This window comes from Citrobacter sp. CK194, assembly GCF_030333395.1.
In the GTDB taxonomy this organism is placed as follows: Bacteria; Pseudomonadota; Gammaproteobacteria; order Enterobacterales; family Enterobacteriaceae; genus Citrobacter_B; species Citrobacter_B koseri.
In genome coordinates this window covers 245,135-257,070 of the sequence record NZ_JAOWGA010000015.1, presented here as the reverse complement: position 1 = coordinate 257,070, position 11,936 = coordinate 245,135, and the positions used below count along the sequence as shown (strand labels likewise).

Annotated in this window: 12 protein-coding genes; 6 read left to right on the top strand and 6 right to left on the bottom strand. The window is 54.7% G+C overall.

Annotated features, from left to right (window positions below):
* Positions 1–27: 27 nt before the first annotated feature.
* Together xylB and OGX80_RS06645 are read left to right on the top strand one after the other, a co-directional pair.
* On the top strand, positions 28–1,482 hold the full coding sequence (gene xylB / locus OGX80_RS06650) for a xylulokinase (protein WP_112001416.1): 1,455 nt from the start codon (positions 28–30) through the stop codon (positions 1,480–1,482).
* 174 nt (positions 1,483–1,656) lie between these two features.
* Positions 1,657–2,010: a YiaA/YiaB family inner membrane protein gene (locus tag OGX80_RS06645; protein WP_115180989.1), complete on the top strand. Its 354-nt coding sequence runs from the start codon at positions 1,657–1,659 to the stop codon at positions 2,008–2,010.
* A gap of 7 nt (positions 2,011–2,017) precedes the next feature.
* On the opposite strand, the gene OGX80_RS06640 is transcribed toward OGX80_RS06645, so the two are convergent.
* Positions 2,018–3,013, bottom strand: a complete 996-nt coding sequence (locus OGX80_RS06640; RefSeq protein WP_047460352.1) for an acyltransferase — start codon at positions 3,011–3,013, stop codon at positions 2,018–2,020.
* A gap of 189 nt (positions 3,014–3,202) precedes the next feature.
* On the opposite strand from OGX80_RS06640, the gene OGX80_RS06635 reads away from it, so the two are divergent.
* The 3 genes from OGX80_RS06635 (at position 3,203) to glyS (ending at position 6,591) form a co-directional block, all read left to right on the top strand.
* Positions 3,203–3,505: a YsaB family lipoprotein gene (locus OGX80_RS06635; RefSeq protein ID WP_115180990.1), complete on the top strand. Its 303-nt coding sequence runs from the start codon at positions 3,203–3,205 to the stop codon at positions 3,503–3,505.
* A gap of 95 nt (positions 3,506–3,600) precedes the next feature.
* Positions 3,601–4,512 (top strand): glycine--tRNA ligase subunit alpha, encoded by a 912-nt coding sequence (gene glyQ, locus OGX80_RS06630; protein WP_001168544.1) that lies wholly within the window; start codon positions 3,601–3,603, stop codon positions 4,510–4,512.
* 9 nt (positions 4,513–4,521) lie between these two features.
* Positions 4,522–6,591, top strand: a complete 2,070-nt coding sequence (gene glyS, locus OGX80_RS06625) for a glycine--tRNA ligase subunit beta (RefSeq protein ID WP_058668264.1) — start codon at positions 4,522–4,524, stop codon at positions 6,589–6,591.
* A 115-nt stretch (positions 6,592–6,706) separates the two neighbouring features.
* Here glyS and cspE read toward each other — a convergent pair whose 3' ends face one another.
* Together cspE and OGX80_RS06615 are read right to left on the bottom strand one after the other, a co-directional pair.
* A complete protein-coding gene (gene cspE, locus OGX80_RS06620; RefSeq protein ID WP_000014594.1) occupies positions 6,707–6,919 on the bottom strand; it encodes a transcription antiterminator/RNA stability regulator CspE in 213 nt (70 codons plus the stop codon).
* Positions 6,920–7,199: 280 nt separating this feature from the next.
* Positions 7,200–7,490 (bottom strand): HTH-type transcriptional regulator, encoded by a 291-nt coding sequence (locus tag OGX80_RS06615; protein WP_058668263.1) that lies wholly within the window; start codon positions 7,488–7,490, stop codon positions 7,200–7,202.
* 356 nt (positions 7,491–7,846) lie between these two features.
* Here OGX80_RS06615 and OGX80_RS06610 point away from each other — a divergent pair, with 356 nt between their 5' ends.
* On the top strand, positions 7,847–8,557 hold the full coding sequence (locus OGX80_RS06610) for a DUF3053 domain-containing protein (RefSeq protein ID WP_024131051.1): 711 nt from the start codon (positions 7,847–7,849) through the stop codon (positions 8,555–8,557).
* Positions 8,558–8,650: 93 nt separating this feature from the next.
* Here OGX80_RS06610 and ghrB read toward each other — a convergent pair whose 3' ends face one another.
* From ghrB to OGX80_RS06595, 3 genes are all read right to left on the bottom strand, one after another.
* Positions 8,651–9,625 (bottom strand): glyoxylate/hydroxypyruvate reductase GhrB, encoded by a 975-nt coding sequence (gene ghrB / locus OGX80_RS06605; protein WP_115180991.1) that lies wholly within the window; start codon positions 9,623–9,625, stop codon positions 8,651–8,653.
* A 22-nt stretch (positions 9,626–9,647) separates the two neighbouring features.
* Complete coding sequence (locus OGX80_RS06600) at positions 9,648–10,928, bottom strand: MFS transporter (RefSeq protein ID WP_049008241.1); 1,281 nt, start codon at positions 10,926–10,928, stop codon at positions 9,648–9,650.
* Between the two features lie 68 nt (positions 10,929–10,996).
* Complete coding sequence (locus OGX80_RS06595) at positions 10,997–11,935, bottom strand: sugar kinase (protein ID WP_012135690.1); 939 nt, start codon at positions 11,933–11,935, stop codon at positions 10,997–10,999.
* Position 11,936: the final 1 nt, after the last annotated feature.

Below are 11,936 nucleotides of genomic sequence, written 5' to 3'. Positions count from 1 at the left end.
CGGCGCATCGATAAAGGAGTGGTCACGATGTATATCGGGATAGATCTGGGCACGTCCGGTGTGAAAGCCATCCTGCTGAATGAGCAGGGAGACGTGCTGGCCTCGCAGACGGAGAAACTGTCCGTCTCTCGCCCGCATCCATTATGGTCGGAGCAGGATCCCGAACAGTGGTGGCTGGCGACGGATCGCGCCGTAAAAGCGCTGGGGCGAGAGCATTCATTGCGTGATGTAAAGGCGCTGGGGATTGCCGGGCAGATGCACGGCGCCACGTTGCTTGATAAACACCAGAAGGTGCTACGCCCGGCGATTTTATGGAATGACGGACGCTGTGGTGAAGAGTGCGCGCTGCTTGAGCAGCAGGTTCCGCAGTCTCGCGCCATTACCGGCAATCTGATGATGCCCGGCTTTACCGCGCCAAAACTGCTGTGGGTTCAGCGCCATGAGCCGGATATCTTCCGCCAGGTTGCAAAGGTGCTGCTACCTAAAGATTACCTGCGTCTGCGTATGACGGGGGATTTTGCCAGCGATATGTCGGACGCGGCGGGAACGATGTGGCTGGATGTCGCGGCGCGTGACTGGAGCGACATCATGCTCAACGCTTGTCAGCTAACCCGTGAGCACATGCCTGCTCTGTACGAAGGCAGCGACATCACCGGTACGGTGTTGCCTGAGGTGGCGCACTCCTGGGGGATGCCTGCGGTGCCTGTTGTTGCAGGGGGCGGAGATAACGCGGCGGGCGCGGTGGGCGTGGGGATGATCAATGCGGGTCAGGCCATGCTGTCGCTGGGAACATCAGGCGTCTATTTTGCGGTGAGCGACGGTTTTCTCAGTAAACCAGAAAGTGCGGTACACAGTTTTTGCCACGCGCTGCCCGAACGCTGGCATTTGATGTCCGTCATGCTGAGCGCGGCATCCTGCCTGGACTGGGCGGCAAAATTGACCGGTCAGGCGTCTGTTCCCGCGCTGATTGACGCGGCACGCCAGGCGGATGATAACGCGGATGCCGTCTGGTTCCTGCCTTATCTTTCCGGCGAACGCACGCCGCATAATAATCCGCAGGCGAAGGGCGTATTCTTTGGCCTTACGCATCAGCATGGCCCCGCAGAGCTGGCGCGGGCGGTGCTGGAAGGCGTCGGTTATGCGCTGGCGGATGGCATGGATGTTGTGCATGCCTGTGGCGTGAAACCCGGCAGCGTGACGCTGATCGGCGGCGGGGCGCGCAGTGAATACTGGCGACAAATGCTGGCGGATATCAGCGGGCTACAGCTTGACTACCGTACCGGCGGCGATGTAGGCCCGGCATTGGGCGCCGCGCGTCTGGCGCAAATTGCGATGAATAAAGAGCAACCATTATCTGATTTATTACCGCAGCTTCCGCTGGAGCAAGCGCATTTCCCTGATGCTGAACGCCATGCGCGTTACCTTGAACGTCGCGAAACGTTCCGCCGCATTTACCAGCAGTTATTACCGCTCATGTCTTAATCCGCTATTCCTTCCGGCAGTGGCCGGAAGGAATTCTTATTTCATATTGATTGCCTCGATATATATCGAAATCAATATGTGTGTTTTCTGATTTTCACGTTATTGTCCGGTTATCGTCTTTTCCATTCTTATTTCTTGTCTTAATGTGAATCGGCAAAGCATAAGGAGAGTGATATGGACGATAAGGTTGCGCGCAGGAAGCGTCTGGCCGGTTTAATCATGCTGGCGGGCGGTGCGCTGGTCTATCTGACAGGGCTGTGGCCTGCTTGCCACTCGTTGAGCGACAAGGGCTATTTTTTTGCGATAATGGTGATGAGTGGCTTTCCCCTGTTAATACGCCAGGAGCCGACGGGAAATGAGCGTCTGCTCACCCGGTGCAAATATCTGTTACTTCTCGCCGCAGGTATGCTTTTTGTCGGTCTATGGAATATTGATTTACCGGTCGCCGTCAAAGTGATGTGCCTTCTGGGGCTGGGCGTGAGTCTGTTGGGTACGGATATGTACGCCACGTATTCTGATGACGAATAAGGGCCGGTCAACTGACCAGCCTGCGCGTATCAATCTTCTGTAGCAATATCGACAGCAGCAAACTTCCGGCCAGGGTGAGGGTAAAAATCCATACGATATCCAGCGGCGGCCAGCGTTTAAACTCCACGCCATTCGTCCGTAGCGCATGGATAATCAGCGCGTGAAACCCGTAAATACCGAGTGAGTGGCGGGAAATCAGCGCCAGCCCGGGAACCGTGCGCGTATTCAGGGTATTTTTGACCAGCGTGAGCAGCGACGCGGCGCAAATAAACACCATTGGGCCGCAATAGACGTACCAGGTATCGGCAAAATTTCCGCGCCAGTTGAGTTCATGTAGCGTTCCGCGAGAAATAATCAATACCGCCGTAATGAAAAGCGCGGCGCTTATCCAGGTCAGCGAACGTTTTTGTGTCTCCATCATGCCAATCGCCCGGCCCAGCATGCCATAGAGGATGTAGTAAAACGTGTCGCCGGTGATATACAGGTTAACGGGGAGCCACTCAAATCCGCCGATTTTTTGCGACACGGTATTGGGGTTGGCGACAACGCCAATGACGATCATCAGCACCAGAAGCATTTTGCCGCTGATGTTTTTAACCTGTATTAACGGCGATACCAGGTAGATCACCGCGATCGCGAAGAAAAACCACAGGTGGTAGAACACCGGTTTTTGCAGCAGGTTTTTCAGCGATAGCTCTGCGTTAATCGACGTAAAAAGGGTGATATATACCAGCGCGACGGCGCTATAGAACAGCAGGCAGAGCGCAATGCGCAGGAAATGTCGCGGCTGGGCGCTACGTTCGCCAAAAAAGAGATAGCCCGAGATCATAAAAAACAGCGGTACGCTGACGCGTGAGGCGGAGTTCAGGACATTGGCAAAATCCCAGCTAAACGGATTGATGCTTTGCGCATTGGTGACGTACCAGGTGGTGGCGTGGATCATCACGACCATTAAACAGGCGATCCCTCGCAAATTATCAATCCAGTATATTTTGGGTTGCATCAGTTCCTCTGCTTCCGTTTTAAATAGGGTCTGACTTGTTTATTGGCGCGGTATCTCACTGGAATATTCTGAGTTTTTACGCTAAAGCTTGTGATGGCTCAGCGAGATTCGCAAAATGCGCCTGTCTTTTGGGCTAAACCCTAACCTTAATAATAATAAGAGCGACCGGCAAATAAGGCGGTAATAAAAATGATGATGAAGTCTGTTTTTCCGGCGCTGTTAACCCTCCTGCTGGTGGGATGCGCGACGACAGCGCAGTCGGTTCAGAAGGCGCAGAAGGTCAACGTGAACCCGGAACGCTCACTGGATATGGAAGCATTGTGCAAAGCGCAGGCGGCGCGGCGTTATAACACCGGCACGCAGAAAATTGATGTGACCGGTTTTGAGCAATACCAGGGTAGCTATGAGATGCGCGGCAATACTTTCCGCAAAGAGAGTTTTGTTTGCTCTTTTGACGCAGAAGGGCAGTTTTTACATCTTTCCATGCGCTAAGTTCCCCCTTTTTCCCGTTTCGTACTGTATATCTTGCGGTCAGCGGGTATACTGATCCCTTCCTTTAAATCCACACGTATCCAGCACGAAATAATATGCAAAAGTTTGATACCAGGACCTTCCAGGGCTTGATCCTGACCTTACAGGATTACTGGGCTCGCCAGGGCTGCACCATTGTTCAACCATTGGACATGGAAGTCGGCGCGGGGACTTCTCACCCAATGACCTGTCTGCGCGCGCTGGGGCCAGAGCCGATGGCGGCTGCCTATGTGCAGCCTTCTCGTCGTCCGACCGATGGTCGCTATGGCGAAAACCCGAACCGTTTACAGCACTACTATCAGTTCCAGGTGGTGATTAAGCCATCGCCGGATAACATCCAGGAGCTGTATCTCGGTTCTCTGAAAGAGCTGGGGATGGACCCGACTATCCACGATATCCGTTTCGTGGAAGATAACTGGGAAAACCCGACGCTGGGCGCCTGGGGTCTGGGTTGGGAAGTGTGGCTGAACGGCATGGAAGTGACTCAGTTCACCTACTTCCAGCAGGTTGGCGGTCTGGAGTGTAAGCCGGTTACCGGTGAGATCACCTACGGCCTGGAACGTCTGGCTATGTACATTCAGGGCGTAGACAGCGTTTACGACCTGGTCTGGAGCGACGGCCCGCTGGGTAAAACCACCTATGGCGACGTGTTCCATCAGAACGAAGTGGAGCAATCCACCTACAACTTCGAATACGCCGATGTGGATTTCCTGTTCACCTGTTTCGAACAGTATGAGAAAGAAGCACAGCAACTGCTGGCGCTGGAAAACCCGCTGCCGCTGCCTGCTTACGAGCGTATTCTGAAAGCCGCCCATAGCTTTAACCTGCTGGATGCGCGTAAAGCCATCTCCGTTACCGAGCGTCAGCGCTACATCCTGCGCATTCGCACCCTGACCAAAGCAGTGGCAGAAGCTTACTACGCTTCCCGTGAAGCCCTTGGCTTCCCGATGTGCAACAAAGACAAATAAGAGGCGGCCATGTCTGAGAAAACTTTTCTGGTGGAAATCGGCACTGAAGAGCTGCCACCAAAAGCCCTGCGCAGCCTGGCGGAGTCCTTTGCTGCGAACGTTACTGCGGAGCTGGATAACGCTGGCCTCGCACACGGCAACGTAGAGTGGTTCGCCGCACCGCGCCGTCTGGCGCTGAAAGTGGCGAATCTTGCTGCTTCTCAACCCGATCGCGAAGTTGAAAAACGCGGCCCGGCGATTGCCCAGGCGTTTGACGCGGAAGGCAAACCGAGCAAAGCGGCGGAAGGCTGGGCGCGTGGTTGCGGCATCACCGTGGACCAGGCTGAACGTCTGACCACTGACAAAGGCGAATGGCTGCTGTATCGCGCGCATGTGAAAGGCGAAAGCGCAGAAGCGCTGCTGCCGAACATGATTGCCACCTCTCTGGCGAAACTGCCGATTCCGAAACTGATGCGCTGGGGCGCGTCTGACGTTCACTTCGTGCGTCCGGTACACACCGTAACGCTGCTGCTGGGCGACAAGCTCATTCCGGCAACGATTCTGGGTATCCAGTCCGATCGCGTCATTCGCGGCCATCGTTTTATGGGCGAGCCGGAAATCACCATCGACACTGCTGACCAGTATCCGCAAATCCTGCTGGAGCGCGGTAAAGTTGTTGCTGATTACGAAGCGCGTAAAGCGAAAATCAAAGCCGATGCAGAAGAAGCGGCGCGTCAGATTGGCGGTAACGCTGACCTGAGCGAGAGCCTGCTGGAAGAGGTCACTTCGCTGGTGGAATGGCCGGTGGTGCTGACGGCGAAATTCGAAGAGAAATTCCTCGCGGTGCCGTCTGAAGCGCTGGTTTACACCATGAAGGGCGACCAGAAATACTTCCCGGTTTACGCCGCAGACGGCAAACTGCTGCCGAACTTTATCTTCGTGGCGAACATCGAATCTAAAGATCCGCAGCAAATTATCTCCGGTAACGAGAAGGTGGTGCGTCCGCGTCTGGCAGATGCCGAGTTCTTCTTCAATACCGACCGTAAAAAACGTCTGGAAGATAACCTGCCGCGTCTGCAAACCGTGCTGTTCCAGCAACAGCTGGGTACGCTGCGCGACAAGACCGACCGTATTCAGGCGCTGGCGGGCTGGATTGCTGAACAAATTGGCGCGGATGTTAACCACGCCACCCGTGCGGGCCTGCTGTCGAAATGTGACCTGATGACCAACATGGTCTTTGAGTTCACCGACACGCAGGGCGTCATGGGGATGCACTACGCGCGCCATGACGGCGAAGCGGAAGATGTGGCTGTCGCGCTGAACGAGCAGTATCAGCCGCGCTTTGCCGGTGACGACCTGCCGTCTAACCCGGTTGCCTGCGCGCTGGCGATTGCCGACAAGATGGACACGCTGGCGGGTATCTTCGGTATCGGTCAGCATCCGAAAGGCGATAAAGACCCGTTCGCGCTGCGTCGTGCCGCGCTGGGCGTGCTGCGTATCATCGTTGAGAAGAACCTGAATCTGGATCTGCAAACGCTGACCGAAGAAGCGGCGCGTCTGTACGGCGACAAGCTGACCAACGCGAATGTGGTTGATGACGTTATCGACTTTATGCTCGGTCGTTTCCGCGCCTGGTATCAGGACGAAGGTTACACCGTGGACACCATTCAGGCGGTTCTGGCGCGTCGTCCGACCCGTCCGGCGGATTTCGATGCCCGTATGAAGGCCGTGTCGCACTTCCGCACGCTGGAAGAAGCCTCCGCGCTGGCGGCGGCGAACAAACGTGTGTCCAACATTCTGGCGAAGTCCGACGAAGTGCTGAACGATCGTGTCAATGCGGCAACGTTGAAGGAACCAGAGGAAATTGCTTTGGCTCTGCAAGTTGTGGTTCTGCGTGACAAACTTGAACCCGTGTTTGCTGAAGGTCGTTACCAGGAAGCGCTAGTCGAACTGGCTGAGCTGCGTGAACCGGTCGATACGTTCTTCGAAAAAGTGATGGTGATGGTTGATGACAAAGATCTGCGCATCAACCGCCTCTCTATGCTGGCGAAACTGCGTGAGCTGTTCCTGCAGGTAGCGGATATTTCCCTGTTGCAGTAAGTTTGTCGCAATAAAATAAAACCTGCCATCTGGCAGGTTTTTTTATGGGGAAAAAGGTAAAAAAAATCCCCGCCGATAGGCAGGGATCTTCAATTCTGAGCTTATAAGGCTAAGATTACAGGCTGGTTACGTTACCAGCTGCCGGGCCTTTAGCGCCGCTTTCGATGGTGAAGGAAACTTTCTGACCTTCATCCAGGGATTTGTAACCGTCGTTCTGGATAGCAGAGAAGTGTACGAACACGTCTTTGGAGCCATCGTCAGGAGTGATGAAGCCGAAGCCTTTATCAGCGTTGAACCATTTTACGATACCAGTCATTTTACCGGACATAGTGTATTACCTTTTAAAAAATAAGTGTGCCTTTCGGCGATATGGCGTGCTTTACAGATTTTTTAAGCGTTAAGGAAATGCGCACTACGAGGGGTATCAACGGATAACTCTTGAAGGGGACTGCCTTACTAAACTGCTTTAATGGTCTGTACGTCAAACCGTTGGACGCATTAACTCATGTAACGCTTGTGGATGCAACTTTTATTTTACTTCTTTCGGGTAAGTCTGTCGGGAAACGGCCCCTTAACAGGACCGTTAAACGAAAAAATCAGGCAATAATCTATTTCATCAACTGCTTACTTAAACCTGGGTTGGCCTGGATCAGGCGCATCAGATTTAACTCGGTACTCGACGGTTTTACCCGTCTGGATTCCCATTCCTGCACCATGGCAACGGTTACGCCCATCGCCCGGGCAAAATCATCTGTTTTTAGCCCGGTTCCTCTTCGTAACTGTTCAAACTCTGTAAAAGGGTTGGGCTTGTTTGTCAGGATAATCGTCTGCGATACATCTTTAAAAACAATTTGTTCCAGACTGCTCAGCAGTTCAAACATAGGATCTTTGTATTCCATTGAGAACTCCTATAAATCACACAGCGGGATCGTGAATTTCATCGAAGCTCATTAAGAATAGTCGGGAAACGTGAAGCCGGTTGGAAGCGGCAAAGAAGTGGATTCGTTTCAGCGCATTCCGGTCAGGATCGCGCGTTGGCTAAGGATCTGAAAAAGGCCGACATATCGGATCGACGGCGCGCAATTGTAAAGATAACAAAAATTTTATCACGTAAAAAAGCTGGCCGTTTCTTCGTATAATATTCCACGGCAAGATTACGCAGAAAGGGTATCTTGCAAGGCTGTCCTGGACTATCCTTGTCAGCGTCAGGCACGCGGCATCGTTGTGCGCATTTTTGGGTGAAAGGAGTATTAAAATGGCGACAGGTAAGTCCTGCTCTCGCTGGTTTGCGCCTGTTATGGCGTTATTAATGGTAGTTAGCCTGAGCGGGTGTTTTGATAAAGAAGGTGATCAGCGTAAAGCGTTTATTGATTTCCTGCAGAATACTGCGATGCGTAGCGGGGAGCGTCTGCCGACGTTGACCGCCGATCAGAAAAAACAATTTGGTCCGTTCGTGTCTGATTATGCGATCCTGTATGGCTATTCGCAGCAGGTGAATCAGGCGATGGATTCCGGTCTGCGTCCGGTTGTGGATAGCGTCAATGCGATCCGCGTTCCTCAGGACTATGTCACTCAGCGCGAGCCGCTGCGTCAGGCAAATGGTTCTCTGGGCGTGCTGGGCCAGCAGTTGCAGAATGCGAAATTGCAGGCAGATGCCGCGCACAGCGCGCTGAAACAGTCCGACGACCTGAAACCGGTCTTTGATCAGGTTTACAGTAAAGTGGTGACGGCGCCTTCGGAGGCGTTACAGCCGCTGATTCCGGCTGCGCAAATTTTCACGCAGCAACTGGTGCAGGTCGGCGACTTTGTGGCGCAGCAGGATACGCAGGTGAGCTTTGTCGCGAACGGCATTCAGTTCCCGACGTCACAGCAGGCCAGCCAGTACAACACGCTGATTGGGCCGCTGGCGTCTCAGCACCAGGCATTTAATCAGGCCTGGACCACTGCGGTAAACGCGATCCAGTAACGCTGTTTATGCCCGATGGCGCTGGCGTCGATCGGGCATACGGTTAAGCAACGTTGTAGGCCGGGCAGGGCAACGCCGCCGCCCGGCCATTTATTATCCTGCGACCTGCGGGTTCACGCAGTTCTTCTCCACCTTGCCTTGTAACGCATCAATTAAGTTATCCACCGCGCAGGCGGCCATGTTGTAGCGCGTCTCATGGGTGGCGGAGCCGATGTGCGGCAGCGCCACAACGTTCGGCAGCGACAGCAGCGGCGAATCGACCGGCAGCGGTTCTTGTTCAAACACATCCAGACCCGCCGCATGAATTTCACCGCTTTGCAGGGCGGCAATCAGCGCGTTTTCATCCACGACCGGGCCGCGCCCTGCGTTAATGAAAATGGCGGAGGACTTCATTTTGGCAAACTGCGCCGCGCCAAACAGGTGATGCGTCTCTTCCGTCAGCGGCAGGATCAGGCAGACAAAATCCGCCGCCTGTAACAGGGTGTCCAGATCGCAGTACCGGGCGTTGAAGCGTTCTTCCGCCTCAGGATGATGGCGGCGGGCGTTGTAGAGAATCGGCATGTTAAAGCCGAAGTGAGCGCGTTGCGCCAGCGCAAGACCAATGCGCCCCATCCCGACAATCCCCAGCGTTTTGTGGTGTACATCAGTGCCAAACCAGTCTGGCCCGATGCTTTTTGTCCATTCCCCCACTTTGACGCGTTCGGCCACTTCCACCACGCGGCGGGCGGTGCTCAGCACCAGCGCCATTACCGTATCCGCAACGGTTTCCGTCAGCACGGTCGGCGTGTGCATCAGCAATACGCTGCGCGCGTTGAGGGCAGCCACATCAAAATTGTCATAACCCACGGAGACGGTCGATGCTGCGCGTAGTTTTGGCATCTTCTCCAGCAGTGCGCTATTGACGGTTTCGCTGGAGCCCAACAAACCTTCCGCGCTGGCGAAAGCCTGGGCGTGTTGTTCTACCGTTTCCGGGCGAAGATTTGGCACCTGCGTGACGGTGAAATGCTCTTCCAGGCGATGCAGTAAATCGTCAGGTAACGCTTTGTAGAGAATAATGGACGGCTTCATGCGGATCTCCGTGAGTTAAGGTTTAAGCGTGGCGTGCGCCAATCGGTAATTGCTGATTGTTAGCAGGCTTAACAATTAAAGTTAGCCATACTGAGGCGAAAAGCGCCACCCCCATAAAAATGTACGAGGCGGCCGGGCTGCCGGTTGCGCCGTTGAGATAGCCGACGAACCATGAACCAAAGAAAGAGCCCAGCGCGCCCATACTGTTGATCAGCGCCATTGCGCCGCCCGCGACGTTACGCGGCAGCATTTCAGGAATAATGGCGAAGAACGGGCCATAAGGGGCATACATCGCCGCACCGGCGATAACCAGCAGGGTATAAGAGAGCCAGAAGTTGTTCGCGCCAACGGCCCATGAGCCGATAAAGGCAAAGGCGGCAATCAACAGCAGCGGCCAGACGAACAGTTTACGGTTTTGCAGTTTATCGGATGCCCAGGAGACAACGATCATCGCGATTGTCGCCGCCAGGTACGGCACTGAAGAGAGCCAGCCGACTTCCACCATGCCCATATTCGCGCTGCCGCTGCGGATGATGGACGGCAGCCACAGAACAAACCCGTACACCCCGATACTCCAGGTGAAATACTGCATGCACAGCAGGATGACGTTGCGTGAGCGGAATGCCTCGCTGTAATTGCGTACCGCTTTGATGCCCTGCTGCTCTTTTTCCAGTTGCGCCTGAAGCGCGGCTTTTTCTGACTCCGTCAGCCAACCGGCCTGTGACGGTTTGTCTTTCACCAGCACCCACCAGAAGAACGCCCAGATGATGGCGGGGAAGCCTTCAATAATGAACATTTCACGCCAGCCGAGCGCCTGAATCAGGTAGCCTGAAACCACGGACATCCACAGCACCGTCACCGGGTTGCCGAGAATCAGGAACGTATTGGCGCGCGAACGCTCTGACTTTGTGAACCAGTTGCTGATGTAAATCAGCATGGCGGGCATAACGGCCGCTTCCACGACGCCGAGAATAAAGCGGATGGCGGCAAGCATTGGGATATTACTCACCATCCCGGTCAGCGATGCGCATGCCCCCCATAAAATCAGGCAGATAAAAATTAGTTTACGTACGCTGCGACGCTCGGCGTACACCGCGCCTGGGATCTGGAAGAAGAAATAGCCGAGGAAGAACAGGGCGCCCAGCAGGGAGGAGATCCCTTTCGTGATGCCGAGGTCTTCGTTAATCCCCGCTGCGGAAGCGAAGCTGAAGTTTGCGCGATCCAGGTACGCCAGGCTGTACGTGATGAACACGATAGGCATGATGTACCACCAGCGTTTTGCTGCATTTGTTGAGCTTGTCATAGGCCTGCCTCTGTCACTATGCCGCCGCTGTATGTAGGGTACAGGGGGCTGTTATCATTGCGTGAAGTTTATTCGCCTAACGCTTCACGTGTGGGTAATCCTTCGCTGTCGCCCTGAACCTGAATCGCCAGCGCGCCAATTTTATTGCCTCGCGTCACTGCCTGATGCAGCGTGCGGCCTTCCAGCAGGGCGCTGATCACGCCCACGGCAAAGCCATCGCCCGCACCAACCGTATCGACCACGTTGTCCACTTTCACCGGTGCGACGCAGCCTTGCTCGCCCTCAGCGGTTTTGTACCAGGCGCCATCCGCGCCGGTTTTCAGCACCACCGCTTTCACGCCGTGGCGCAGATAAAAATCGGCAATGCCCTCAGGCGTTTGCTGTCCGGTTAATATCATTCCCTCTTTCAGACCGGGCAGCACCCAGTCGGCCTGGAAGGCGAGGCGGTTAAGTTTTTCCACCATTTCGGCTTCGCTTTTCCACAGCACCGGGCGCAGATTCGGATCGAATGAAATCGTTTTGCCCTGCGCTTTCATGGTGCGGGCGGTATGCGCCAGCAGTTCATAAGAGCTGGCGGAAAGCGCCGCCGCAACGCCGCTTAAGTGCAGATGACGCGCGCCGGAGAAGTACGCATCGTGGTAATCGTCCACGGAAAGGTGGCTTGCAGCGGAACCTTTACGGAAATATTCCACAATGGGATCGGTTCCATTTTCGACTTTAGATTTAAGCTGAAAGCCGGTGGCGTAACGTCCGTCCAGCGTGACGCCCTGCGCATCAATCCCTTCTTTTTCAAGCGACTTAAGGACAAAACGGCCAAAACTGTCATCACCGACGCGGCTTACCCAGCCGACGTTTAACCCCAGGCGCGCCAGGCCGGTCGCTACGTTAAGTTCGGCCCCGGCGACGCGTTTGATAAACGCGTCTACGTCTGCGAGATCGCCCGTTTGCGTGGCGACGAACATCGCCATTGCTTCACCAATCGTGATGACATCCAGAGAATTTTTCATG

Excerpts from the sequence above, each read along its gene's own strand:
- glyQ (WP_001168544.1), top strand. The coding sequence starts at position 3,601 with ATGCAAAAGTTTGATACCAGGACCTTCCAGGGCTTGATCCTGACCTTA.
- OGX80_RS06600 (WP_049008241.1), bottom strand. The coding sequence starts at position 10,928 with ATGACAAGCTCAACAAATGCAGCAAAACGCTGGTGGTACATCATGCCT.
- glyS (WP_058668264.1), top strand. The coding sequence starts at position 4,522 with ATGTCTGAGAAAACTTTTCTGGTGGAAATCGGCACTGAAGAGCTGCCA.
- OGX80_RS06595 (WP_012135690.1), bottom strand. The coding sequence starts at position 11,935 with ATGAAAAATTCTCTGGATGTCATCACGATTGGTGAAGCAATGGCGATG.
- cspE (WP_000014594.1), bottom strand. The coding sequence starts at position 6,919 with ATGTCCGGTAAAATGACTGGTATCGTAAAATGGTTCAACGCTGATAAA.
- OGX80_RS06640 (WP_047460352.1), bottom strand. The coding sequence starts at position 3,013 with ATGCAACCCAAAATATACTGGATTGATAATTTGCGAGGGATCGCCTGT.
- OGX80_RS06610 (WP_024131051.1), top strand. The coding sequence starts at position 7,847 with ATGGCGACAGGTAAGTCCTGCTCTCGCTGGTTTGCGCCTGTTATGGCG.
- OGX80_RS06645 (WP_115180989.1), top strand. The coding sequence starts at position 1,657 with ATGGACGATAAGGTTGCGCGCAGGAAGCGTCTGGCCGGTTTAATCATG.
- xylB (WP_112001416.1), top strand. The coding sequence starts at position 28 with ATGTATATCGGGATAGATCTGGGCACGTCCGGTGTGAAAGCCATCCTG.
- OGX80_RS06615 (WP_058668263.1), bottom strand. The coding sequence starts at position 7,490 with ATGGAATACAAAGATCCTATGTTTGAACTGCTGAGCAGTCTGGAACAA.
- ghrB (WP_115180991.1), bottom strand. The coding sequence starts at position 9,625 with ATGAAGCCGTCCATTATTCTCTACAAAGCGTTACCTGACGATTTACTG.
- OGX80_RS06635 (WP_115180990.1), top strand. The coding sequence starts at position 3,203 with ATGATGATGAAGTCTGTTTTTCCGGCGCTGTTAACCCTCCTGCTGGTG.